This is a genomic window from Armatimonadota bacterium (assembly GCA_022563855.1).
Taxonomy (GTDB): Bacteria; Armatimonadota; Fimbriimonadia; order Fimbriimonadales; family Fimbriimonadaceae; genus JADFMN01.
In genome coordinates this window covers 232,085-256,689 of the sequence record JADFMN010000004.1, presented here as the reverse complement: position 1 = coordinate 256,689, position 24,605 = coordinate 232,085, and the positions used below count along the sequence as shown (strand labels likewise).

At 61.4% G+C, this 24,605-nt stretch carries 17 protein-coding genes; 3 read left to right on the top strand and 14 right to left on the bottom strand.

Going from position 1 to position 24,605, the window contains the following annotated elements:
- The first annotated feature begins 15 nt into the window (after nt 1–15).
- Both IH944_07165 and IH944_07160 read left to right on the top strand, forming a co-directional pair.
- Nucleotides 16–1,473: a peptidase S10 gene (locus IH944_07165; GenBank protein ID MCH7904333.1), complete on the top strand. Its 1,458-nt coding sequence runs from the start codon at nt 16–18 to the stop codon at nt 1,471–1,473.
- A gap of 92 nt (nt 1,474–1,565) precedes the next feature.
- Nucleotides 1,566–1,820 carry a hypothetical protein gene (locus tag IH944_07160; protein ID MCH7904332.1) on the top strand — a complete coding sequence of 85 codons (255 nt, stop codon included), beginning with the start codon at nt 1,566–1,568 and terminating at the stop codon, nt 1,818–1,820.
- A gap of 28 nt (nt 1,821–1,848) precedes the next feature.
- Here IH944_07160 and IH944_07155 read toward each other — a convergent pair whose 3' ends face one another.
- The 8 genes from IH944_07155 to IH944_07120 all read right to left on the bottom strand — a co-directional run bounded on the left by IH944_07155 (nt 1,849) and on the right by IH944_07120 (nt 13,196).
- Entirely contained in the window at nt 1,849–2,262 is a 414-nt protein-coding gene (locus IH944_07155) for a DUF126 domain-containing protein (protein ID MCH7904331.1), read from the bottom strand.
- Nucleotides 2,253–3,518 carry an aconitase X catalytic domain-containing protein gene (locus IH944_07150; GenBank protein ID MCH7904330.1) on the bottom strand — a complete coding sequence of 422 codons (1,266 nt, stop codon included), beginning with the start codon at nt 3,516–3,518 and terminating at the stop codon, nt 2,253–2,255. Before IH944_07150 ends, IH944_07155 begins: the two co-directional genes overlap by 10 nt.
- A 287-nt stretch (nt 3,519–3,805) precedes the next feature.
- The gene (locus IH944_07145; protein ID MCH7904329.1) at nt 3,806–4,990 is read right to left on the bottom strand and encodes a hypothetical protein; all 1,185 of its coding nucleotides are present in this window, start codon (nt 4,988–4,990) and stop codon (nt 3,806–3,808) included.
- Between the two features lie 31 nt (nt 4,991–5,021).
- Entirely contained in the window at nt 5,022–5,969 is a 948-nt protein-coding gene (locus tag IH944_07140; protein MCH7904328.1) for a hypothetical protein, read from the bottom strand.
- A gap of 56 nt (nt 5,970–6,025) precedes the next feature.
- Nucleotides 6,026–7,042: a hypothetical protein gene (locus IH944_07135; GenBank protein MCH7904327.1), complete on the bottom strand. Its 1,017-nt coding sequence runs from the start codon at nt 7,040–7,042 to the stop codon at nt 6,026–6,028.
- Between the two features lie 85 nt (nt 7,043–7,127).
- Complete coding sequence (locus tag IH944_07130; protein MCH7904326.1) at nt 7,128–8,138, bottom strand: DUF4349 domain-containing protein; 1,011 nt, start codon at nt 8,136–8,138, stop codon at nt 7,128–7,130.
- A gap of 201 nt (nt 8,139–8,339) precedes the next feature.
- A complete protein-coding gene (locus IH944_07125; protein MCH7904325.1) occupies nt 8,340–9,263 on the bottom strand; it encodes a DUF4349 domain-containing protein in 924 nt (307 codons plus the stop codon).
- Between the two features lie 666 nt (nt 9,264–9,929).
- On the bottom strand, nt 9,930–13,196 hold the full coding sequence (locus IH944_07120; GenBank protein MCH7904324.1) for a PD40 domain-containing protein: 3,267 nt from the start codon (nt 13,194–13,196) through the stop codon (nt 9,930–9,932).
- Between the two features lie 293 nt (nt 13,197–13,489).
- On the opposite strand from IH944_07120, the gene IH944_07115 reads away from it, so the two are divergent.
- Nucleotides 13,490–13,861 (top strand): hypothetical protein, encoded by a 372-nt coding sequence (locus IH944_07115; GenBank protein ID MCH7904323.1) that lies wholly within the window; start codon nt 13,490–13,492, stop codon nt 13,859–13,861.
- A 120-nt stretch (nt 13,862–13,981) separates the two neighbouring features.
- On the opposite strand, the gene IH944_07110 is transcribed toward IH944_07115, so the two are convergent.
- The 6 genes from IH944_07110 to IH944_07085 all read right to left on the bottom strand — a co-directional run bounded on the left by IH944_07110 (nt 13,982) and on the right by IH944_07085 (nt 24,570).
- Nucleotides 13,982–15,412 carry an aldehyde dehydrogenase family protein gene (locus tag IH944_07110; GenBank protein MCH7904322.1) on the bottom strand — a complete coding sequence of 477 codons (1,431 nt, stop codon included), beginning with the start codon at nt 15,410–15,412 and terminating at the stop codon, nt 13,982–13,984.
- A gap of 11 nt (nt 15,413–15,423) precedes the next feature.
- On the bottom strand, nt 15,424–17,091 hold the full coding sequence (locus IH944_07105; protein ID MCH7904321.1) for an acetolactate synthase large subunit: 1,668 nt from the start codon (nt 17,089–17,091) through the stop codon (nt 15,424–15,426).
- Between the two features lie 82 nt (nt 17,092–17,173).
- Nucleotides 17,174–19,936 carry a S9 family peptidase gene (locus tag IH944_07100; protein ID MCH7904320.1) on the bottom strand — a complete coding sequence of 921 codons (2,763 nt, stop codon included), beginning with the start codon at nt 19,934–19,936 and terminating at the stop codon, nt 17,174–17,176.
- 145 nt (nt 19,937–20,081) lie between these two features.
- Complete coding sequence (locus IH944_07095) at nt 20,082–21,725, bottom strand: 5'-nucleotidase C-terminal domain-containing protein (GenBank protein ID MCH7904319.1); 1,644 nt, start codon at nt 21,723–21,725, stop codon at nt 20,082–20,084.
- A gap of 21 nt (nt 21,726–21,746) precedes the next feature.
- A complete protein-coding gene (locus IH944_07090; protein ID MCH7904318.1) occupies nt 21,747–24,185 on the bottom strand; it encodes a copper-translocating P-type ATPase in 2,439 nt (812 codons plus the stop codon).
- Nucleotides 24,178–24,570 (bottom strand): cupredoxin domain-containing protein, encoded by a 393-nt coding sequence (locus IH944_07085; GenBank protein MCH7904317.1) that lies wholly within the window; start codon nt 24,568–24,570, stop codon nt 24,178–24,180. Before IH944_07085 ends, IH944_07090 begins: the two co-directional genes overlap by 8 nt.
- Nucleotides 24,571–24,605: the final 35 nt, after the last annotated feature.

Sequence of the window (24,605 nt, the reverse complement as noted above, 5' to 3'; positions counted from 1 at the left end):
TAGACTGATCAAACCATGCCCGAGGAGACCAACGACAAGCCGGAAGACAAGAAGAAGGACGAAGACCTGAAGTTTGAAGAAGAAAAGCCATCGGTCACGAAGCACCAACTTAAGTTGGGCAAGGCGGTGCTGAAGTACACCGCCACTGCCGGCCGCATGCCGATCTTCAACGAGAAGGGCGAGATCGACGCGCAGATCTTCTACGCGGCTTATGTCAAGGACGGGCTTCGCAACAAGGCCAAGCGCCCGCTGACGTTCGTCTTCAACGGCGGCCCGGGATCGCCCTCCTGCTGGCTGCACCTCGGAGCCCTCGGGCCGAGGCGCGTCAAGATGGGCAAAGACGGCTTCATGCCCAAAGCCCCTTACCAGTTGGTCGACAACCAGAGCACGTGGCTCGACGAGACGGACCTAGTCTTCATCGACCCGATCGGTACGGGCCACAGCCGCGCGCGCAACATCGAGCTGAGCAAGAAGGCCTGGGGCCTTCAAGGCGACCTCGAATCAGTCGGCGAGTTCATGCGCATGTACCTCGTGCGCAACGAGCGCTGGTCCTCGCCTCTGTTCCTTGCCGGAGAAAGCTACGGCACGACGCGCGCCGCCGGTCTTGCCGGATACCTCGTAGACCAAGGCATCGCGTTCAACGGCATCGTCCTGATCTCGTCGATCCTGAACTTCCAGACCGCGCGGTTCGTGCAGGGCAACGACCTGCCGTACATCCTCTTCCTGCCGACGTACGCCGCAGCCGCCTGGTACCACGGAAAGCTCGACAAGAGCTTCAAAGACATTCACAAGACCCTCGAAGCAGCGCGCAAGTTCGCAAGCGGCCCATACGCTGCCGCTCTCACAAAAGGCGACACGATCACAGGCAAGGAGTACGACAAGATGGTCAAGGACGTCGCGCGCTTCACCGGCCTCAGCGAGAGCTACGTCGACGCCTGCAACCTGCGCATCAAGATACAGGGCTTCTGCAAAGAGCTGAGGCGCGACGAGCACCGCACAATCGGTCGGCTCGACAGTCGCTTCGTGGGAATCAACAAGGAAGTAGTCGGCGAGGAGTTCGACCACGACCCGAGCATGAGCGGGATCATGCCGCCGTTCACGGCTTGCTACAACGACTACGTGCGCGGGACGCTCGGCTACAAGACCGACTTTCCGTACGAGATCTTCAAAGGCGTCAAGGAGCCGTGGGACTGGGGATCGGCGGGCGAAGGACACCCCGACACCAGCGACCACCTGCGCAAGGCGATGACCAAGAACCCGCACATGAAGGTCCACGTCTGCAGCGGCTACTACGACCTCGCGACGCCGTTCTACGCGACCGAGTACACGCTCGCCCACATGGGCCTCGACCCCGAGCTGGAAGGCAACTTCTCGCTCTCCGAATACGAGGCCGGACACATGATGTACATCCACGAGCCGTCGCTGAAGAAGTTCAAGACGGACTGCGTGGGGTTTATCAAGAGGAACAAGTGAAGGCGACAGCCGTCGCGCGCTTCGCTGGCACGCGGGGACTGAGACGCAGCTGTCGCCTGCAACGGCTCATCGTGCTGCACGTACAATCGAGTATGGCCCTGACATACACTCAGGCCTGGCCGATATTTGCGTTCGCGTGGCTGGCGCGCAGCGAGGAACAGTTGCTCAAGCGGATACCGTTGTATTCCCAAGAGAACAAGGATTTTGCAAGGGCACTTTTCTTTATGAAGCGTTCTGACTGGCTGTCAGCTCAAACAGCCATAGACCGTGTTCCACGCGGAGCCCCCGGGCCGATAGAGGACTATCGCCTCGCCATCGAAAACCATGAGGAAAGATTTGGCCATTAGCGGCCTAAGCGTTGATATTAGGGTGCGGCTACAGCTCTTCTATTTGCCCCGAGTCGTCGATGCTCACGCGTACGCCGCTCCTCAACGTCGCATACTCGTCAGCAGAAACCGAAACGACCGGAACGGCCCTCTCGTACATCTCCGCCGCGACGATCGAGGCGAGCGCGAGGAATGAGTCGGTTCCAACGGTGATGATCGCCGCAGGCGCGGTGCCGTCGCGGATCGCCTGCAAGAACACCGCCGCCGTCGTCGAACTCCCGATCGTGAACGGGACCCCAAGCACCTTGCCGCGCGCGTTCTGCCCGCACAACGGATGGTGCTGGTCGATCAAATCGCCAGTCGCGGCGTCGTAACCTCCCCAGAAAGACATCGGCTCGTCGCTGACCAACAGTTCGCCCTCGGCAGAACCAGGCACGATCGGAACGCCCTGGATCACACCCATAGGCTGTCGTCCCTCACGACCTTTCCTCGTACGGCCGACTCGACGCAGTCGGCAGTGCTCCCGTACACGACCTCCACACCGAGCAGGGAAGGCGAATAGTACGCGTACTTGCCCGAGTTGGTCATCAGCACCTTCACGTCCGGCGGGAGCATCGGCGTGGCAAGCGGGCAGGTGTCGACCGTCAGTTGCACGCCGAACCACTCAAGCTCAGTGAGCATCCCGTTGCCCGCCAAAACCTGACGTACAAGTCGACCGGTCGTGACCAGAAACCGTGTCGAAGAAGACCGTTCCCGACCAGAGATCAACGGTAGCAGCGCACGAAATTCGTCGAGCGAATAGTGCGGGCTGCCAAGCACGACCATATCGATCCGCTCACCCTCGAAAGACGACAGCTCGTCACGCGCTGCACACAACTCACTCATCGCAATCTCATAGGTCTTATAAGACTTATAGGACTTATCCTGGAACGCCTCGTCCAAAGTAGGCGCCTCCGGCGTGTGCCCGACGACATGGAACAGAGCTACTGTCCCAGAAGAAGCCGCCGCCGCACCAAGCGCTTTATACTGGTCGTCCGTCGGTCTGTGCTCCAGCCCCTCGATCACCGGCACGCGTTCGCCCGAAAGCTGGCCGATCAAATGCCCTAGCACTGGATAGAAGTCGTCCGACGACTGCAAAGCAAGAGGCACACCGACAAGACGAATAAGAAAATCGCCCGCGCGGTTTTCAGTCAAGTGCAGCCCGCGCTTCGGAACCCGCCCAGTGATCGCGCAACAGATATCCAGCAGGTCTGGATACCGCTCCGTCCGCGCGCCGATCACGGAGTTTGCAAAGACGATCGCGTTCGACTCGCCCCACGCGATCTGCTGCCCGAACTTTGGCCTGTGCCGGGTCTGGTACGGCGCGCACGTCCAAGTCTGCACGGTGCCCATGCTCTTGTACGCGACCATCTGCCGGTGCGCCTTCTCCGCCCAGTCCATAGGCACGGGCCAGTCCATCCAGTGCTCTTCGTCGAGACCGCTGACGTTGAGCGTCGTCGGCACTCTTACTTTCGCGCCAAGAGAGACAAGCTTCTCCGCATACTCCATGCACGATTCGCCGATGTATATCGTGCTGTCGATGTGCGCGGCCACGATGTCCATCAGCTCTGGGGCGCCGGTGACGTCCGCCATCCGCACGATGATCCGCATCGACATTTGCGCGGCAGGCCCGTGTTCGCCTGCAAGTGCAGCTCGGTCGTAATCGGAGAGTGCTGGCACGAAACCAATCTACCACCCCACGGGTTTTCGGCAACCTGAATGGAGGGCGTTGCTCTGTCAACGCCAATGAGGAGCGGAGCGACGTCCCTGCCAACCAAAGTTCCTCTCGCAAAAACAAGATCGCCCAGGAGGACGACCCGCTATGCGGGATTCTGAAATCTCAAATTTCAAATCGAAGAGCCCGAACGGTTGTCTGTGATCCGAAAGATTCCTCCCCCGGCCTGCAAGGACTGTGGTTGCCACACGTTTTCGTGGCTGGGGGAGGCAGGTGGGGACTGCATCGCCCGTTAGTTCGGGTCGGGAACCTCGGCGTCAGACGACAACGGCTCCTCTTCCAACGGCTCTGGGTCAAGATCGCTCGTGTCCACCGGCACCCGTCCCTCATAAGAATTTCCCGAATGCCACAGCAGGTACTCCTGCACACCAAGCTCCTTCAGCGCGCGGATTTGCTCGCGCACCTCGTCGACGCCGTACCCACCGAACGTCTGCAGCCACGGTCGCAGCGGCTTGTCGGGCAACAGCTCGACAAAGTCGCCGACGCTCTTCATCAAGATCTCATAAGGCGAACCGTTCGGGTCGGCGATGCCGTACTCGCCGTTCGCGTAGTGGTTCGGATACACCATCGGGCAGAGCAGATCGAACGGCTGCGGGAAGTACTCCATGTCCTGGCCGATGCCTTGGTCTTTCGTCGTGCTGCTGACGATCCCGAAGATGTCGGCGCTCAAGACGACGTCCTCCGGCAGCCGGTCGCGGATGAACTGCGCGAACTCTTGGATCACCTGCGCGTCGGTGGTCTCCTCGGGCCACTCGTCCTTCGCGGGAAAGACCATCGAAGACCGGAGCCCCCCGGCAGGAAATCGCACGTAATCGAGCTGGATTTCAGGAAAACCTTGCTCTACCGCGAAGTCGACGATCTCGCCGAGGTACTCCCAATTCGTTTTGTTATATGGGTCGAGCCAGCGGCGGCCGCTCCGCTCCCTCCAAACCGTGCCATCGGCTCTTTGCACTGCCCTGGCGACGTCGTAATCCGGGACGTAGTTGTCGACGAAGCAAGAGATGCGCGCGATCGGATAGATGTCGTATTCGTCGAGCAGATCCATCAGCTCCTCGGGCTTGACAACTGCGAGTTCGGTAGCCAGCGCTAGTTCGTCAAGCTCGATGTTCGTCTCCCAGTAGTTGGCCCCTACGTCGCGGATATCGATCACAACCGCGTTCAGCTCGGTGTCGCCGATGAGTTCAAAAAGCTGTGCCCGGCGGTTGGTCGATCCGGCGACCCAAGCGGTCATGTACATCCCGCGCACGATCTCGGGCTTCGGGTAGCGCGGCGGCGGGGGCGGCTCTGGCTCGACGACCTCAGGCTCGGGAGTGACTGTCGAGATATGCGAGGGATCAGAGTTCGTCGGCTGCTGCTGGCAACCGGGCGCGAGCAACAGCGCAAAAGCGGACAGAACAAAAAGCGGCCACCCTTTCATCGGTCTGTGCCGCAGATTCTACCAGCGAAGCTCAGTAACCGCGAGCCAAGTCCACGAGGTTTGCGTCGGTGTCGCCGCCGATGATGTCCTTGATCAACTTGGCCAGCGCTTTCATCCGCACCTCCTCTGTGTCCTGGGTGCCACCGGCGACGTGCGGCGTCATCACGACGTTGGGAAGAGACGCAAACGGGTACCGGCTCGGAGAGATTTCGTCGTCGCGATCCTTCGGGTACTGGTACCAAACGTCGAGCCCCGCAGAGTCGATCTTCTCGTCTCGGAGCGCTTCGAACAGCGCCTGCTCGTCGATCACCTTGCCGCGTCCGACGTTGACGACGATCGCGCTCTTTGGCAGCAGCGCGATCTGCTCCTTGCCGATCAAACCCTCGGTCTCCCCGGTCAGCGGAAGCGTCGCGACGAAGAAATCAGCCCGGGGAAGCAGTTCGTGCAGTTCGTCGACGCCGCGCGCCTCGCCATCCGCCACCCTGCGCACGCCGATCACGTTCATGCCAAACCCGGCGCACGCCGCCCCGACACACTTGCCGACCGCCCCCCAGCCCAGTACGACGACGGTCTTGCTGTACAAGCTCCTGGCGTCGCGTGTGAAGTACCGCGGCTCCCAGTTGTCGTGCGAGAACGAGTTGTGCAGTTTGACGATGCGTCGCGCGCACGCCAGCAGCAGCGCCATCGCCATCTCGGCGGTCATGTTCGCGTTGTGGTGCAGGTTGTGCACGCGAATCGCAGGGTGACCGAGCAATATCTCGCGCGTTTTGGGCTGCAGACCGGCAAACGGGATGATGACGTCTTCGCACAGCGGCAGGTCTCCGACGATGTCTTCGCGGAGCTGCCCGTTGACGAGGATCTTCGTGTCGGACGGCGCGTCGTCGCCGAAACTCAGATCCACAACACCGTCTAACAGCCCAACGAGAATCTCCTTTGCGTCCGGCTCCGGCTCCCGCGTCATATGCACCCGTGCGTTCATGACGCGTAGTTTAGCGCGGCGCGTTGCCAAGCCGCGCTATTCTCGATGTTACTCCGTCACCGACGGGACTCTCCAAGTCGCACTACGTCCCTTGCAGCCCCGTGCTTCGAGTCAGCGTCCTCGTCATCCAACATCTGCTGGTACCTGAGATACTCTGTGTGCCTGCTGTGCCCCGCCAGGCAGTAATCAGAAGCAAACAGCTCAAGGAGTAGCTTTCCGTCGGTGTGCCGAATTATAGAAAGCGTGGCCAGTGCCTTCCCATACCTCTTTCCTAGAACGAACACAAGATCTCCGTGAATCTCTTTGCGCACTATCCAGGTCCAGTTGCCCAGATGCTTCAGCGCCCAGCCGCTCTCGTAGGTGGCGACACCCAAGCGATGCGCAATGGACATATTGCCGGATTGACGGTATTCGACCATTGCCACAGATCCATCGATGGACAGGTAGTCATACGTCGTCCAAGGCTTTAGGAGGGAGTACTGGCTGAAATCGTTATACCCCTCAGCACCGATCGCGTCCTGCGCATCAAGCGCTGGTAGCAGTTCTGCCAATCGCTCGTTCCACTGCGGCGGGACCGGAGGATCTGGAAGTTTAATTGGACGCTCTTGCCATTTGGTCCCCGTCTCATCAAGCGTCAGGCTCTTAACAAGGAGGGTGTACTTCCCATACTCGTGTTTGTAGTCAGAGCTGCTTGCAATGAACTTGGCACCGTTCCCGTTCTCCGTGAATGAGTGGAGAGTGTGATAAACCTGTGGTAACGAGCGGTAAGTTCCTTCTTCCCAATCGATGAGAGCCGCAGATGTCTTGCCTTCACGTCTGATCTGCGTCATCACCAGATAACGCCCATCCTTGCTGGCCACCATCTGCGACGTGGCAAATGAATATGGGTCTTCTAACGGACTCGGCGACCCAAGAGTGAGTGGTATACCACTCAAGACGGCGTTCTCGCCCAGCAGAGACGGGATTTCTCGCGTAACCGGATTCCTCGTTATTGTCGCTCCATCGATATCTAATCGTCGAAGTTCTAGGCCGTGCTGATTCGTGAAGACCAGGACGTATAGGATGTACTTCATTTCAAGCACCTTTCATCTGATTACGCAATACTTCCGGCCCGCTGTGTCAATAGCGGCGAACAGCATCCCAGGACGCTCAAGCAAGTTAATCGCGGCCTGACTGCTCGGGCGTTGACGCAGCAGCTCCGTTGTGCCTTTTCCAAAGCCAGACGCCGGCTATGAGCGGGATGCCCCAGTACGGCGCGACGCCCACGATCCAAAGAACCGCAGTCACCAACCTGCGCGAAGCGCCGACGAACGTGGTCGCCGAGGATGCGAACGTCTCGCCGAACCAGTTGGGGTCGCTCGCGACGACCGGAACCGTCGCGTTCTCGGTCAGGTGAACTTCGATCGTCGAGAGCGTTGCGAGCGTGCTCAGGGACTTGCGCTGAGCCTCCATCCGCTCGATTTCGGTGCGAACCTGCGTCAGCCGCTCTTGCAGCGAGATGATGTCGCTCGTGGTCCGGCTGGTGCGCAGCATCTCTCGGAACGTGTCCTCTTTCGCCGTCAGCGTCCTCGCTCTTACTTCGAGGTCGATGAGCTGCGCCGTCACGTCTTGCGTGCTGGAGTTCGAACTGAGCTTGATGCCGAGAGCCGCCAACTGCTGCATCGCACCGTCGAAGCCGTCTGCCACGACCCGGATCGTCATGTCGATCGTGCGGTTGTCGGCCGGCAGGTCGGTCGACGAGCTTTCGACGTACCCTCCGCCTTTGATGACCATGTCGGTGATCTTGCTCTCAGCCTCTTCGACGTCCGGGACGCGCACGCTGATCTCCCCGTTGCGGATGACCTGCCGCTGTTGCTCGGCCATGGACGCCGTCGACATCTCTGTCAACGGAGGTACAGACTGGCTTGAACCTGATCCGCCGCCTGTGCCCCCAGTCACCACGGCCGGACTCCCGCGACTATAGCCGAGGAAGTCGCCAGACACGGTTGCATCTTCAGGCGCTCCAGCCATCGTATTGAACTCCGGTGAATTATCGGCGGCCCGGCTCGATATCGCCATCGAATTACTCGCGCTCACCTTCGACTGCGCGAATACTGGAAAGAAAATCGCCACAATAACGACTACGGCGAAAACGGAAACTGCAATTAACCCCCACGGTACTTTTTTCATGGTTCAAGACCCTCACACTTGATTCTACAGAACAATTTCGCGCGCCGTGCCGAAAAACTCTCCCTGAACCTTGAAAACCGTAGAAGGAGGAGAAAAGAGTTCCATGCCTCAGGACGTAGCTTGTTGTCGCCCAGACTTGTGGCAAACCCGTCCTGAGGCATGAGAAGCGCGGCCCGTTACCGGGCCGCGCGAATCTCGCCCTTAGTGGGTTACCGGAGGAATCCGCTTGCCGAATCGCTTCCACGCCCACGCGCCGACCAAGATCGGGGTGAGCCAGATCGGGCTGAACACGACCAGCCAAGTCAGCATGCTGACGAGCCCGCGACCGATGCCCATGAACGACGTCGAGGCGGCGGCGAAGTTCTGGCCGAACCAGTTCGGGTCGCTGGCGACGACAGGAATCGTCGCGTTCTCAGAGAGGTGGACCTCGATGGTCGAGAGTGTCGCGAGCGCACTCAGGGACTTGCGCTGCGCCTCCATCCGCTCGATCTCGGTGCGAACCTGCGTCAGCCGCTCTTGCAGCGAGATGATGTCGCTCGTGGTGCGCGCGTTGCGCAGCATCTCGCGGAACGTGTCCTCTTTGGCCGTCAAGGTCTTCACCCGTACGCCGAGGTCGATGAGCTGCGACGTCACGTCTTTCGTGTTCGAAGACTGTTCAAGCAGAACGCCCATCTCCTCGAGCGTCATCATCGCGTCGTCGAAGCCGCTCGAAACGACGCGAATCGTCATGTCGACCGTCGGGTTGTCCCCAGCGACGTCGTTCGTCTTCGTCGACTGAACGTATCCGCCGCCCTGGACGACCATATCCGTGATCTGTCGCGCGGTCTTCCGCACGTCGTCGACTCTCAAGCTGATATCCCCGTTGCGGATGATCTGCCGCAGCTGCTGAGCCATGCTGGCCGTGGTCATTTGTGCCAGGGGAGGAATATCCCCCCCGCTGTCGTTCGGCGCCCCCATGGTCAACTCTAGTCCAGAGTCGTCGAAACTGTACCCACCTCCGCCGGACTGGGCCATATCACTATCTGGTAGGGACCTCGATACTTCCGCCGAGTCATACCCTTCCGCGCCACAACCGACCAAGAGAACCGCTAGCGCTGCCAACGGCAGCCAATGAGCTTTTTTCATACTGATCAAACCTCGCTCCAGGCCGGCAAGACGAGCTTGATGGCCTGATAGCTAGAAGATCAGTGTCGAGCTAGAGCAGAATCGTTCAGTCGTGCGCCGAATGAACTAGCGGATCGGGGGTTCGGGTTCGATCGGGTTCGATCAGGTTCGTTCGGATTGGTTCGGGTTGGTTCGGGTTGGTTCGGGTTCGTTCGGGTTGGTTCGGAAAACTGCCAACTGCCAACTGCCAACAGCCAACTGAGAACTGTGTTCGGGTTGGTTCCGCACCTCGCACCTCGCACCTCGCACCTCGCACCTCGCACCTCGCACCTTCCCAGTGGAGCGTCGTCCTCCCGGGCGACCTTAGCTTTCGCGAGCGACGAACGTCAAATTCCAGACACGAGAATCGCAAGGTTGTTCCGGCCCCCTCCTAACCTCCCCCGACCACGAGAGTTTGTTGCGAACGTCAAGCAATAGGCCGGGGGAGGGATTCCGAGCAAGCGCGCGGACAATTCCTGCGAGTCCGACCGTGGAACACCGGCTCGCGAGGTCCTTCGATCCACTCAGGATGACGTGCTCGCCCTCCCAATCCGAACCAACCCGAACCAATCCGAACAAATCCGAACAAACCCGAACAAAACCCTCAACACTCGCAGTGTTGAGGGATGGGGGTTCCGGTGCGACCCGCTAATCCGTCGGCGGATCGAGGTCTTGCCAGAACATCTTCGGCAGCATCTTGCGAACCGGCCAGATCTGGTCGAGCGTGTCCCCGAAGAACAGCTCGCCGTTCTTCATCACGTAGCGGATCGTGTTCGTGTTTCGTATGTCGTCGAGCGGGTTCTCGTCCAGCACGATCAGGTCGGCGAGCTTTCCCGCCTCAAGAGAGCCGAGGTCGCTTATAAGGCCGATCGCCTCAGCGCCAAAGATCGTGGCGCACTTGAGCGCCTCGTGCTCGGTCATGCCCCCGCTCTGCATCGCCCAGATCTCCCAGTGCGCGCCGAGGCCCTGCAACTGGCCGTGCGACCCCAGCCCCACGCGACCGCCAGCGCGAACCACGTCGCGCAGCCCCCGCGCGATCCCCTCGTGCCCGTACTCTTCAGGCAAGAACCACTGGCCCCGGCGGCGTGTCATTCCGTCGAGCAGAGCGTGCGGCACGAACCGGCGCAGCTTCATGTTGCCGTGCACGTCGGTGTGCTGATAGAAGTAGTTCTCAGTCCACGGCGCCCCGTAAGCAACCAAGAGCGTCGGCGTGTAGAACGTCTTCGTGCGCGCGACGAACTCGGTCACGTCCTTGTAGAGCGGATGCACCGGCAGCGAGTGCTCGTGGCCGCTGTAGCCGTCGAACATGTGCGTGAGGTTGAGCTTTAGGTCGAGCCCGCCTTCGGTGGTCGGCGTAATGCTGTACTCGCGGCAAGCCATCGCGATCCACTGGCGCACGATTCGGTCGCCGGACATGTACTGCTTCAGCGTCTGGCTGTTATACGCGTCGCGGTACCGTTTGATGTAGCGAAATGCCGCGTCCTTGTCCGTCAAACCCGAGCGCGAGAACACGCCGGGGCCCGTCGAAAAGATGCGCGGGCCGATCATCTGGCCGGTGTCCATCAGGTCCATGTAGGAGAACACGTCGGTCGAGCCGCTCTGCGGGTCGCGCGTGGTCGTGACCCCGTAAGCGAGGTTGGCCAGGTACGACCAGTTCTGCAGCTGCAGCACGTTGCGCGGCGGGCGCAGGTGGGCGTGAATATCGACGAAGCCTGGAATGATCGTCTTGCCGGTGACGTCGATGACTTTCGCGCCGGCCGGCTTGGCGACCGTTCCTTTCGGGCCGACCGCGACGATGCGGTTGTCGGTGACGACGATGTCGCCGCTCTCGATGACCTCGTCACCGTTCATGGTGACGAGGCGCGCGCCGGAGAGAACGACCGTGCCTTCTGGCTTCGCGCGCGGCATCGTGACTTTGATCGGCGTCTCGTGCGGCTCGTCGCTCTTCACGTCCTGGATGTAGAACGTCGCGCCCCACGACCAAGTGACCGACCGTCCGTCCGATGACCAACCGAGGTAGTCGCCGCCGTGCTCGGACATCTTCTTGACCGGAGCGGGGCCGCCGGGGAGCGAGAAGCTCAGCGTCTGATCTCCCGAAGGCGGAATCGTGACGATGTAGTGCCTCCCCGCCGCGCTGACGAACGCAAAGCCTCCGTCCGGCGAGATGATGACGGCCTCCCCGCCTCCTCCGCCGCGTCCACCTCCGCCGCCGCCTGTCGAGGCTGAGACGGTTAGATGCGTCTTTCGGTCGAGCCCGTCGAAGCGAACCGAGGTCAGGCTTCCGCGCGAAGTCAGGTACACGCGCTCAGGTTGATCTTTTACAAAATGCGGCGACGAGCCGCGCGCCGGGCCGATGGTCGTCGGCCTTCCGCCGTAGATCGGCATCCATACCAGCTCGCGGCCCATTCCGCCGCCGAACCCGCCGATCTCTTCGTCCCCGGTCTCGGGCAGGATTCCGTCGCGCCTGCCATCCGGCTCGATCGAGAACATGTGGTCGATGGCGTTGCCCATTGTGAACACGATCCTCTTTCCGTCGAGAGTCACGGCGGGGTCGGAGTAGTACGCGTCTGTGTGCGTGAGCTTCATTGGCGTACCGCCGTCCGCGCTCACCTTCATCACGCTGCCGCCGTTGCCGCTCCACGTGACGTACACGATCTCCTTGCCGTCCGGAGTCCACGCCGGCATGAACTCGCCAACGCCTTCGCTTTGGGTCAACCGCTTCGGCTCGCCGGACGGCAGATCCTGAACCCAGAGCTTGTTGAAAGCTGTGAACGCGACCTGTGTACCGCTCGGCGAAAGCTTCGCCCAGCGGACCAGCCGCGCGGTGACCTGATCGCCGCTCTCGACCTTGTAATCGAAGTGGACCGTCGGGTTGACCTTCACAGAAACTTTCGCCGTGAAAGGGATGTCGGTCATCTTGCCGGACTTGAAGTCGATGCGGGCTATCTTGCCGTTGACCGGCACGATCAGCGACTTGCCGTCGGGCATGAAGGAGTAGCCGGGGTACGTGTCGCGGCTGGCGACCGACTCCTGGTCGTCGCGAGTGACGGGGTAGGCGAGCCATCTCTCCTCGTGCGTCACGAGATTGCGGACGCGCAGACCAGTCTGCGTCTCAAACCGCGTCGCGTAAACCATGTGCTCTCCATCGGGAGAGATTGCGGGCCGCATCGCGCTGCCCTGCGCGTTCGTCAATCGCTGGGTGTCGCCGGTTCTGAGGTCGTAGCGAGAGACCTGCCAGATTGGGAACATGGCGTTGCGCCTAGGGCGACCGTTGTGGAACGCGAAGTACACATACCTGCCGTCGGGCGATGCGACCGCTCCCATCTGAAACTGCCGAGAGAAGCCGCCGGATCCTGAGGCCTGGCTGCTCAGCGTCAGGCCGCTGCCGCCGTCGACGTGGTACATGCGAAGGGTCGGAACGAGCATTGTCACCGAGACTTGGCCTCTTATCATTTTGGAAACGACGATGTACTTGCCATCGGGCGTCCAGTCAGGAGAAAAGTAATGGCTGTTGCGCCCCTTGGTGAGCGCTTTGGCGTTGTCGCCGTCTGCGTCTGCGATCCAGACGTTGTCTGCGCCGCTGCGGTCGCTGGTGAACACGATCTTCTCGCCGTCGGGAGAGAACCGTGGCTGGCCTTCGAACGAAATCCCGCCCACGATCTTCCTGGCCTCGCCGCCCATGATCGGCAGTGTGTAAAGGTCCCCTAGCAAGTCGAACACGATCGTGCTGCCGTCGGGCGAGACGTCGAGCGACATCCAAGTGACCTCGTCGGTCGTGAACTCGATGGTCTCCGTGCCCTGCAGTGGGAGATCCTCTTTCAGCTTATCCGGCTTGACCTCTTCCTCTTGGGCGAAGCCCGCGCACACCAGCGCCGACGCTAGTGCGAGCATTGCGAAACGGAATATTCCTCTCATGGTTGGCTAGTATACATACTGGTTGCAAAGGAACCGATTTCAGGCTGCTGCGGACCCGGCAGAATCCCTGACGCTGCCGCCAAACTGCCGTTGGCGCAGATTTTGCGAAACTGTCGCGCGTTACAGACCGTTACGAATGTAGACTGGATAACATAATGAAGACAAGAACAATCGTAACCGCATTGGCCGCGCTGACCGTGGCCACGGCCTGGTCGGCCACGAACGCCGAACTGAAGCTGCAACCGGTCACGCTCGCTGTGACGGGCATGACCTGAGGCGGGTGCTCGAGCGCGGTGCAGTCTGGCATCGCTACGATCAAGCCGATCCTTGACCTCAATGTAAGCATCGAAACAAAGTTGGCGCGCCTCAAGTTCGACTCGAAAAAAGTGTCGCTGCAAGAGTTGATCGGCACCGTGAGGGAGTCCGGTCCGAACTTCGACGCGACCCTCGTTCTCCACGCGACCGGCAGCAAGGGCGCCATCAAGAACGCCCGTGAGGCGATCTTGAAGCTCAAGGGCGTCACGAAGGTTAGCAACCTTGACAAAGACGGCAACCTCAGAATCACGTTCGACAAGAAGGGCAAGACGATGCTGGCCAGCATCGTCGACGCTGCGAAGAAAGTCAGCGTGACCCTGAAGGACCCGCGGCCCAAGAAAGACAATTAAGCCTGTAGGGCAGATCCAAAGTCCGGCGTGCGATGCATGGCCGCTGTGAATAAGTGTCGGGGCTGGAACGCCGTCCAGCTCCGACTTGATTCGTGATGGCGTCGTCGCCTGAGATCTGCGCTACAGCGACTTCGACCTGACGACCAACAGTTTTTCAATCTGCATGTCGCGGTAGGTGTAGGGGATGCCTCCGGTTCCGTACCCTGACTGCCGCAGGCCCGCGAACGGCATCCAGTCGACTCTGAACGCCGTGTGGTCGTTCACCATCACGGCCGACGCCGCCAGGCCATTGTAGGCGCGCATGGCCACGTCGATGTCTTTGCACATCACCGACGCCTGGAACGCGAACGGCAGTGCGTTGGCACGCGCGATCGCGTCTTCGATCTCGTCGTACGGGTAGACGCACACGACCGGCCCGAAGATCTCCTTCTGACTGACCGAAGCGTCCTCGGGCGGTTCGACCAAGACGGTCGGCGCATAGAGGGAGTCCGAGAGCTTCTTGCCACCGGTCGCGAGCGTCGCGCCGCCTGAAACGGCCTCTTCGACCCACTGCGCTATACGTTCGACCTCGCGTTGCCTGATGAGCGGCCCGACATCGGTGTCCGGTTCCAGCGGGTCTCCGGTCTTAAGCTTGGAGGCGAGGCCTGCAAGGCCCTCTGCGACACGGTCTGCAACGGAGCGGTGTGCGAACACGCGCTGGACCGAGACGCAGACCTGTCCCGCGTGATAGAAGCCGCCCTTTGCCAGGAGCGGAAGCGCATCGTCAAGGTCGGCGTCTGCGGCGACGATGACCGGCGCGGCACCCCCGTGTTCCAGGGCGCACCGGGTACCAGGGGCGAGCTTCGACCTGAGGGTCCATCCGACCGCCGCACTGCCGACGAAGCTAAAAAACGCGACGCGCGGGTCGGTCACAAGCTTTTCCGCGACCGAGTGGTCGTCGACCGCGACCGCCTGGCACCAGCCTTCCGGCAGTCCCGCCTCTTGCAGAATGTTCGCAAGCTCGAAACACGAGGCAGGCGTTTCGTGGGCAGGTTTGACGATAACGGGACAGCCGCTTGCGACGGCAGGGCCGACCTGGTGCACGATGAGGTTGATCGGATGGTTGAACGCGCTGACGGCGACAACGACGCCGATCGGCTCCCTGCGGGTGAACGCGACCCTGTTCGCGGAAGCGGGGTTGAGCCGCATGGGGACTTCTTCGCCGTGCACGGCCCTCATGCACTGCACGCAGTTCTTGATGCCATCGATCGCCCTCGCCATCTCGATGCGCGTGTCGACGAGCGGCTTGCCGCCCTCCTGTACCGCGATTCGGACGAGGTCCTCGGACCGCTCCTGCATCAACTCGGCGGTGCGCTCCAGAATTGCGGCGCGTTCGTGCGCGGGAACCCACGCTCTCCGGTTTCTGAAGAGCGCGTCCGCGTTCTTGAGCGCCTGTTCCGCGCCGTTTGCGTCGATCGTTTCGACAGTCGCGACGAGGCTGCCGTCGTACGGCGAGGCGACCTCCAACGTCCCGCTCTTCTTGGCGCCCGGCACTCGGACTGCGTAATGCATGTGCTTTTCCATCAGATGGGGCAGACGAGCTGCCCGAGCTTTTCGGTGAGTCTCATGTTCTCGCTGTAGTCGACGGGGACGTCGACGATCACGACGGTCTCGTCCCGGAACGCGCGCTCGAGGGTCGGGAACAACTCATCGGCTGTCTCGACCCGATACCCCTTTGCTCCGAAAGACTCGGCGTACTTGACGAAGTCCGGGTTGGAAAAATCGACGTCTCCCGACCGCCCGAACCGCCGTTCCTGGTGCCACTTGATGAGGCCGTACTCCGAGTCGTTCCAAACCGTCACGACGAACGCCAGGTCGTGACGTAGCGCCGTCTCGATCTCCTGCGAGTTCATCAGGAAACCCGCATCGCCTGTGACGGCGAGCACCTTGCGGTCGGGGAATGCGAACTTTGCGGCCAGCGCGCCCGGCAGGGCGATACCCATCGAGGCGAACCCGTTTGAGATGATGCACGTGTTGGGCCTCGCGGCGTGGTAGAGCCTGGCGACCCACATCTTGTGCGCGCCGACGTCTGAGATCAGGATGTCGTCGTCGCCGAGGGCCTTCCGCGTGTCATGGATGATGCGTTGGGGCTTAATGGGAAACGCAGTGTCGTCGGCGAACTCGGCGAGCTCTTCGACGATCGCCTGGCGCAATGTCGCGACCTTCGATGAGTCGTTCGGCGTTGCTTGCTCCGCGATTTGGTCGAGCGTCGGCGCGATGTCGCCGATGACACCGACCTCCAAGATGTAATGGGCGTCGACCTCGGCATACGTCGGGGCGATGTGGACGATCTTCTTGTCTGCGTTCGCGTGCCAAAGGCTGGGCTGGTACTCCACCATGTCGAACCCGACGCAGACAACGACGTCCGCGCGGTCGAAGCCGCAGCCGACGACGTCGTGCGCCTGAAGGCCTACGGTGCCGAGGCTCAACGGGTGCGAGAACGGGATACAGCCCTTGGCCATGAACGTCTGCGCCACAGGGATGTTGAGTTTCTCGGCGAACCGCACCAAGGCGTCCGAAGCACGCCCTCGAACGACGCCGTTCCCCGCCATGATGATCGGATAACGCGCCTCGGAGATCACTTTGGCCGCCTGTTCGACCTTTTCGGGGGACGGATAGGGCGCTGTCGGGCTTTGGCGCTTGAGAGGCCTTGCACCTTCTGGGGCGGGAGCGCCAGCGACGTTTTCAGGGAGACTGATGAACGCGCCGCCCGGCTTTTCGGCCTGGGCGTCCTTGAACGCCTTGCGGACGACCTCCGGGACGACTTCCGGCTCGACGATCTCGACGCTGTACTTCGAGATCGGCTCGAAGAGCTTGACGAGATCGAGGATCTGGTGGCTCTCCTTGTGCTTGCGCGTCGTCGCGCCCTGGCCGGCGATGCCTACGATCGGAGCGTAGTCCATGTTGGCGTCCGCGAAGCCGGTGACGAGGTTGGTCGCGCCAGGGCCGAGCGTCGCAAGGCACACTCCTGGGCGTCCGGTCAGCCTTCCGTAGACGTCCGCCATGAACGCCGCGCCTTGCTCATGGCGCACCGTGACGAACTTGATCGGGCTGTCTCGCAGCGCGTCCATGACATGGAGGTTTTCCTCCCCGGGGATGCCGAAAATGAACTCCACACCCTCGCTTTCCAAGCACTCGACGAAAAGTTTCGCGGTCGTCTTGCTCGCTGGATCGTTTGTAGGTTCCGTCATATTGCCTGCAAGCACCTCTCCAGTCGCGATGTTACTGCGTGCGGGGTCGCGACGGCCATTGTTGAATCGGCGTAGGAGACGGTCACTGAGTGCCTCCGTCGTCCTTTTTCGGCGGCTTCAGCTCCTCGCCGAGCTTGATGAACGGGACGCCCTCGGTGACCCACTTCTCCGGCTCGATGCCCTTTAGGTACACGTCGAAGAAGTGCCGCGCGCGTTTGGCGTAGTCCTTCCGGTTCGCTGGCTGTCGCAGGCCGTGGTTCTCGCCCTCGTAGACCAGCATCACCATGTTCTTGCCCATTCGGCGCAGGGTCTGGTAGAGGTACTGCCCCTGGTGCCAGTCGACCGCGCCGTCAACTGTCCCGACCTCGACGAGCATCGGCGCGTCGATGTTGCCCGCGTGAAAAAGCGGAGAGTTCGCGATGTACGTGTCGAGGTCCTCCCACCAAGGCACCCCCATGCGCCCCTGCGAGATCTCGAAGATCACCTGGTTCGAGTTGCCGGTGTTCCAGTAGAAGCTGTTGTACATCGACAGCAGTTCAGTGAGCGGCGCACCGGCGACGTAGGCGGAGAACATTTTGGAGTGGGTCGCGAGGAACACCGTCTCGTATCCGCCCCAGCTGTGCCCGGTCAGACCGATGCGGTCTGGGTGGACGCCGACTTTCTTATCGAGCACCGCCTGCACCGCCGCCTCGATGCACTCGAGCGCGCCAAGGCCAGGGTTTCTGTCTCGATAAGCGATGTCGGGCATCAGAACGAAGTAGCCGGCTTGGCTGAAGTGCTGCATGTCGTACGGGCTGGTGTTGCCAGGTGCGAGATACCGATGCAGACCGTCGGAGAGGCGCTCATAGATATACGTCACCATCGGATAGCGCAAGCCGGGCGTGTAGTCCGCAGGGTAAATCAGGACGCCCTGCAACTCCTGGTCGATCGCCTCGTACTGAACCAGTTCGGCCTTGCCCCAGCGGTACTTCTCCTGCTGTGGATTGGTCTCTTGGATCTGTTTCACCGCGCTGAAGACGAGGTTGGTCAGGAAGGTCCCTGGCGACCGCTCCCACGTCTGCATGCTGAACAGCACGCGGTCGGTGTCGTCGGACTTCGCCGCCCAGCTCATTCTCGCGTCCTGGAACATGAGCATCTGCGCGCTACCGTCCTCATCGAGTCGCCAGAAGCCGGAGCCCTTCGTCTCTGTGTCGAAGACGTTGAAGAACATCGGATCGCCGACGGTCAGGCCCTCTTCGTTCATGCCGACGTCCATCAGGCGATACCGGACGTCTTCGGATTCGCCATCCGTCAGACGCTTTCCTTCGCCGGTTGCTGGATCGATCGAGAAAGCGTCGAAGTCATTGTGGATGACAACGCGCGCGTCTTCTTCGAACCACACAGGGAAAGATGCTGCAGGATTGACGGGCGCCGTGCCGTCGTACAGTCGCCGATCGAACCGTGCATCGAACTGATCGGTGACGTTTCTCCTCTCAGCCGAGGTGAGGTCTTCGATCCACCAGTCTTCGCCGTCGAAAAAAGCCGCGTACTGGCCCTCCGGCGAAAGCGAGATCGACGCGGCGCCCGACCCGCCCATGTTGGCGGCGCTCTTCTCCAGCATTATCCGGCTCCCGCCGGTCGCCATGTCGATCACGACAACGTCGACGTACTGTATCCCGTTGACCTGAACAGCGGACGCATGTGGCCGAGGGTCGAACGCGACGGCGAAATCGTGGTCGGGGCTGATCCTGACGCGGTTGAGCTCCGGGTCGGCGAAGCGCACCGGGTCGCCTTCGGCAGGTCGCCAGGCCCAGCGGACCGAGCGTGCCCTGTCCTGGCCGGCCGTGCGCGCCTGTCGCGGCACGACGATGGGGTCGTTCGTGTGCCAGATCTCGACCCCCGCCACCTCGTCAGGCTTCGGCTTGTCCTTCTCCTTGTCCTTCCACTCCTGCGTCCCGAAGACCACCGACGAACCGTCGCGAGAGATTAACAGGCCGGCAAGATCAGAGATGCGCTGACCATCAGCGAAGCCCTCGATCTGCTCCGGCACGAACAGGATCTGATCGGGCTCATCGTCCGTGAAGCCGCTCGCCAGGACTACGATGTTCCAGTCGCCATCTTTGTCATCGTGCTCCTTGCCAGTGAGGAACGCGAGCGAGTCCGTGTCTTCGGCCCACACTACGTCGCGGAAGTGGTTGTCCGCCCAAGCCACTGTGTGAACCCGCCAGGAAGACGTGTTGATCACTTGCACACCCTCGTTGCCAGCCGCCGAGACCGTATGGATCGCGACGAGGTCGCCGTCGGGGTGAGCGAAGAACGAACGCACGTTGCCGAACGGCATCGAACCGCCGTCCTCCAGGTTGAATATCTCAAAATCACCGCCGCCCTCGCTCCCTTCCGCCGCGTAACGGTGGACGAGTACGAGGTTGCTGTCCTTCAACATCTGCCAGCGCTGCACGTCGTCGAATACAAGCGCCGTGCCGCTCTCCAGGTTGTGGACTCCCATCTTGTTCTTGACCGGCTTTTTTTCTTGGCGGAACTTGTCGGCCTCCTCCTTGGGCACGACCATCGTATAGACTAGCCAGTTCGAATCGTCGCTGAACACGGCGCGGCTGGCGGTGTCGAGCGTCCACGTCTCGGGGCCGTCGCTCGCCTTGATCACGATGCGCGGGTCGCCGTCGACCTTGCTGATCACAGAGAACGTCCAACTGCCGTTCGGCGAGATGTCGGTCTGGCCGAGCCTCTCCCACTGGCCATACTCGCTGGGTAGCAGGCCGCGCTTGCGCGGCGCGGCTTCCTCTTGCGGCAGGGCTAGACAAGCTAGCGCGACGAGCGCGAGGACGGTGGACAGGCGAACGCTGTTCATGCCGACAGTCTTACCCGTTTCGGGAGGAGCGGCGTCTGGTGGTCGCCAGGTTGTCGCCAACTAGTCGCCGATTGTCCTCGCGCTGACGCCGAAGGCAGACGGCAACCAGACGACGGTGGAGCGGTCGACGCATTTGTGCGCGCTGCTATGCTGGCCGGCGCAAGGCTCCGCCAGATGCGCAGGAGATCGGGACTTGAAACGCGAGATCATCGCCACACGTTTCAGCGCCAGCGCTCGTCTTGATCGTGACTCGGCTCGCCGGTCCGCGGTCGAGCGGCGAGTGATTTCTGATGTACTCGACCAGTGCGTCGATGTCGAGCAGGCCTGTGTCGAACCGCTGCCCTTTGGCGTTCTTCAGCACTTCGTGCGCATCGCCCCCGCCAACCGTGAAGTTGTTGATCGCAACCTTGTAGCTCTTGTTGAGATCGAGCGCTTCGCCGCCAATGATGATTCTGGATATTCGCTGGCCAAGGGGCTGCGAGTGGTCGACTGTGTAGCTCGTGCCGGTAGACGGCGTGAGGAAGCCGCCGTGCCCACCTGCTCCGTTGCCGACTCCGTGCTCGAGCGACGCCTTGATCTCCGCCCCGGTCAGCTCGATCACGACCAGCGTGTTGTTGAACGGCTGAACGGTTATCGCATCGCCGTAAGAGATACCCCCAGGCTCGAGCGCCGTTCTCACACCGCCGGAGTTTATGAACGCGGCGACGACGCCCATGCTCTTGGTCGCTTCGTACTGTGAGTCGGCGACCAGCTCCGACATGACAGACCCCTTGACGGACTGGCCGTCGCGATCCAGCGTCACGGTCGTCTCCCCGACGATGCGGTTCTTCAACTCCTCGACCGGTTTGGTGAACGCGGCGATCATCGACTTGGCGACCGGGTCTTCAGGGATATCCTCGGTGATCGGGATCGGTCCCCCGCTCCAGCTGGTGACTCGGCCCTCCTTGTCAAACTCGACGTTGAGCCGCCCCAAGATCATCCCCCACTGGTAAGCCTGTACGACCAGCGCCGTGTCGCCTTCGGCGTTCGTAACGCGGGTTGGATACGGGCGCGCGCCCTCGGACGATCCGTCCATCGATCCGAGCAGCGTGTGGGAGTGTCCGCCGACGATCACGTCGATGCCCTTGAGCTGCTGCGCCAGCCAGACCTCCGAGCTGTAGCCGACGTGCGACACCATCACGATCTTGTTGATGCCGTCCGCGCGCAGCCTATCGATCTCAGCTTGCGTCGAAGCGAGGATGTCGAGCATTTTGACGTCCTCTCCCGGCGAACTGATCGCGTGCAAAGACGGAGTGACCGCTCCAACGATCCCGATCGTCTGACCGCCGACTTTTATCGTCGTCGACTTGCCGATGAGCCCGCGCAGGTGCTCGTCGCGGCTGATGTTTATGTTCGCGGCCAGCATCGGAAAGTTCATCAATCTGATAAACGCAGCGAGCACCGACGGGCCGCGATCGAACTCATGGTTGCCCGCCGCCATAGCGTCGTAGCCGACGTAGTTCATGAATGCCAGGTCACTCAGGCCCTCGTACGCGTTGAAGTAGATCGTCCCTTGAAACGTATCACCGCCATTCAGCAGCAATACATTGCCAACCTTGCTTCTTATACGCTTGACCAACGTCGCCTGGCGCGCATAGCCGCCGTACATGACGCCGTTAAGGCGCGTTGCATCCATGTGCGCGTGCATGTCGTTCGTGTGCAAGATCGTTAGCGAAAAACCTTGAGCGAGGCATTGCCCAAAGAGGCCCAAGAACAGCGCCAGAGAGAACGTCACACGGCGTGCGAACATGGTGACCGTTAATATACCGGCCTACAGCCGTGACTTGCGGAGGCGCAGACTGTTCGTCACGACCGACACGCTGCTCAGCGCCATCGCGGCGCTTGCGAAGATCGGCGAAAGCAGCATTCCGAACACCGGATACAGAACTCCCGCAGCAAGGGGAATTCCCAGCGTGTTATAGAAGAACGCGAAGAACAGATTCTGTTTGATCGTGCGCATCGTCCCGCGCGAAAGGCGGATCGCCTGAACGACGCCGTGCAGATCGCTGCGCATCAGGGTGATGTCGCTGGCCTCCATCGCGACGTCGGTGCCCGTCCCGATCGCGATGCCGACGTCCGCCTGCGCCAAGGCGGGAGCATCGTTGATGCCGTCGCCGACCATCGCCACAATGCGTCCTTCGCCTTGCAGCTTCTTGACCTCGCGGGCCTTGTGCTCTGGCAGCACCTCGGCGAGCACGCGGTCGATGCCCGCTTCTCGCGCGACGGCGTCGGCAGTGCGCTGGTTGTCGCCCGTGATCATCACGACGGCCACGCCCATGTCCTTCAATTCTTGGATCGCGCTCTTGGAACCCTTCTTGATCGGGTCCGTGACAGAGACGAGCCCCGCAAGCTCGCCCGCCAGTGCGACGAGCATCGGCGTCTCGGCTCGGCCTGCCAGCTCTGCCATCTGAGCGTCGAGCGCCGACGTGTCGATGCCGCGCTCGCTCATCAACAGTTTGTTTCCGGCCAAGACTTCGCAACCATCGACCATCGCGCTCAAGCCGCGACCGGTAATCGACTGAAAGTCCGTAGCGTTCTTCAGCTGAATCCCTCGCTCCATCGCGCCGTCGACGATCGCCTGGCCGAGCGGGTGCTCCGACTTTGCTTCGGCGGACGCGACCATCGCAAGCAGGTCTTCCTCGCTCCAACGGTTTGTCGGCACCACTGCCGTCAACGTCGGCTTGCCCGCCGTGATCGTGCCGGTCTTGTCGAGAATAACGACGCTGATGCCCTGGGCAGTCTCCAAACTCTCGCCGCCCTTGATGAGCACGCCCATCCGTGCGGCTCTTCCAGTCCCGACCATGATCGCGGTCGGCGTCGCAAGGCCGAGCGCGCAAGGGCACGCAATGATCAGCACTGCAACTGAGGCGACGAGCGCCTGGCTGAGCCTGACGTCCGTGGGCGCTGAAACAAACCATACGGCAAACGTGACCACTGCGACGATCATCACGATCGGCACGAACACGCCGCTGATGACGTCCGCAAGCCTCTGGATCGGCGCCTTGCTGCCCTGGGCGTCCTGCACCAGCTTGATGATCCGCTGCAACGCAGTGTCGCGACCGATCTTGGTGACCTCGACCGTGATCGAGCCGGTGCCGTTGACCGTCGCGCCGAACACGCTGTCGCCCACGACCTTGCTGACAGGCATGCTCTCGCCGGTCAGCATCGACTCGTCGACTGCCGTCGTACCCTCTGTGATGACTCCATCTACTGCAATCCGTTCACCAGGCCGCACGATGACCGACTCGCTGAGCCGCACTTGATCGATCGGGACATCTCTTGTCTCACCGTCTCGCACGACTCGCGCTGTCACGGCCTGCAGGCCCATCAACGCTCTGATCGACTCGCCTGTCTGCGACTTGGCCTTGACCTCCATCAATCGCCCTAACAGAACGAGTGCGATGATCACCGCAGCCGCTTCGAAGTAAACCGGTGCTCGCCCGGTGATAGGGTCGACCGCATACGGGAACACAACTGCAGCGGCGCTGTAAACGAACGCTGCGCCAGTGCCGAGCGCCACGAGCGTGTTCATGTCCGCGGCACGGTGCATGAACGACTTCCAAGCCCCCACGAAGAACGACTTGCCCGAGTAGACGAGAATCGGCAGCGTGAACACGAGTTGTATCCAGTCGAATCCCACGTCCTCGAGGAGGTTGTGCAGCAGCATCGTCTCTGGCAACACGTGCGGCAACATCGCGATGAGCAAGACGGGAATCCCCAACATCGCCGCGACCAAAAGACGGCCCTTGAGGTCCGCGATTTCGGCGGCCCTCGCCTTCTGCTCCCAGTCTTCGTCGTCGGCCTCGTCGTCCGCAGTTGCGTCAATGCCTTTGCGCTGCAGAACCGATGTGATTTCGTCGATGCCGATCACTGGCCCGAGGTATTCGACCGACACGAAGCCGTTCGCCTGGCTCGCCGCCAACACTCCGGGGATCGCTCGAACGGCCTCCACCGCTCCCGCATCGCTCGCTGCGATCTCGCCCTGTTTTATTCCGGCGGTATCGAAACCGGTCGTCCTGATCGCATCTACGATCTGCTGCGTGCTCGTCACACCCGGATCGTAAGAGACCGTCGCGTTCTTAGTGGCAAAATTGACGCTCGCGTCGGAAACGCCTGCCGCGCGCCTCAAGTTCTTCTCGGTCCGACTGGCGCACGCCGCGCAAGACATGCCGGTCACCGGCAGGCTGATCTTCTGCTGGCTCTCAGCCATCGTCCCTGCCTCTAACTACGATTTCGCCCCGCATCATGTTCATGCCGCAGTGGAACGGAAACCGCCCGACCTCGTCGGGAACGAACTCGATCGTTGTGGTCTCGTGTGGCGGCAAGAATCGGCTAAGTCCATATTTAGGTATCAAAACCTGCTCAGAACACGAGTCATCTTCGTCGCGGAAGAAGTGAAGCCTAGCCGGAGTGCCAGCCTCGAATTCGATGACCGCCGGGTCGTAGCCACCGCTAATCGTGACCGTGGCTTCCTGGTAGCCTGCTGCGGCGACCACCGCCGTGCTCTTGGTCTTTTCACCAAGAAAGAAGTACCAGACGATCCCAGCGACCGCTAGGCCGCCCATCGCCAAAACCACTACCTCAGGTACGTCCATAACCTACTATTCACAATCCGCACACACCTATTTTG

What these genes read in the sequence shown, in the direction of transcription:
- IH944_07165 (MCH7904333.1), top strand. Translation starts at nt 16, where the DNA reads ATGCCCGAGGAGACCAACGACAAGCCGGAAGACAAGAAGAAGGACGAA.
- IH944_07160 (MCH7904332.1), top strand. Translation starts at nt 1,566, where the DNA reads ATGGCCCTGACATACACTCAGGCCTGGCCGATATTTGCGTTCGCGTGG.
- IH944_07155 (MCH7904331.1), bottom strand. Translation starts at nt 2,262, where the DNA reads ATGGGTGTGATCCAGGGCGTTCCGATCGTGCCTGGTTCTGCCGAGGGC.
- IH944_07145 (MCH7904329.1), bottom strand. Translation starts at nt 4,990, where the DNA reads ATGAAAGGGTGGCCGCTTTTTGTTCTGTCCGCTTTTGCGCTGTTGCTC.
- IH944_07140 (MCH7904328.1), bottom strand. Translation starts at nt 5,969, where the DNA reads ATGAACGCACGGGTGCATATGACGCGGGAGCCGGAGCCGGACGCAAAG.
- IH944_07135 (MCH7904327.1), bottom strand. Translation starts at nt 7,042, where the DNA reads ATGAAGTACATCCTATACGTCCTGGTCTTCACGAATCAGCACGGCCTA.
- IH944_07130 (MCH7904326.1), bottom strand. Translation starts at nt 8,138, where the DNA reads ATGAAAAAAGTACCGTGGGGGTTAATTGCAGTTTCCGTTTTCGCCGTA.
- IH944_07125 (MCH7904325.1), bottom strand. Translation starts at nt 9,263, where the DNA reads ATGAAAAAAGCTCATTGGCTGCCGTTGGCAGCGCTAGCGGTTCTCTTG.
- IH944_07120 (MCH7904324.1), bottom strand. Translation starts at nt 13,196, where the DNA reads ATGAGAGGAATATTCCGTTTCGCAATGCTCGCACTAGCGTCGGCGCTG.
- IH944_07110 (MCH7904322.1), bottom strand. Translation starts at nt 15,412, where the DNA reads ATGCATTACGCAGTCCGAGTGCCGGGCGCCAAGAAGAGCGGGACGTTG.
- IH944_07105 (MCH7904321.1), bottom strand. Translation starts at nt 17,091, where the DNA reads ATGACGGAACCTACAAACGATCCAGCGAGCAAGACGACCGCGAAACTT.
- IH944_07100 (MCH7904320.1), bottom strand. Translation starts at nt 19,936, where the DNA reads ATGAACAGCGTTCGCCTGTCCACCGTCCTCGCGCTCGTCGCGCTAGCT.
- IH944_07095 (MCH7904319.1), bottom strand. Translation starts at nt 21,725, where the DNA reads ATGTTCGCACGCCGTGTGACGTTCTCTCTGGCGCTGTTCTTGGGCCTC.
- IH944_07090 (MCH7904318.1), bottom strand. Translation starts at nt 24,185, where the DNA reads ATGGCTGAGAGCCAGCAGAAGATCAGCCTGCCGGTGACCGGCATGTCT.
- IH944_07085 (MCH7904317.1), bottom strand. Translation starts at nt 24,570, where the DNA reads ATGGACGTACCTGAGGTAGTGGTTTTGGCGATGGGCGGCCTAGCGGTC.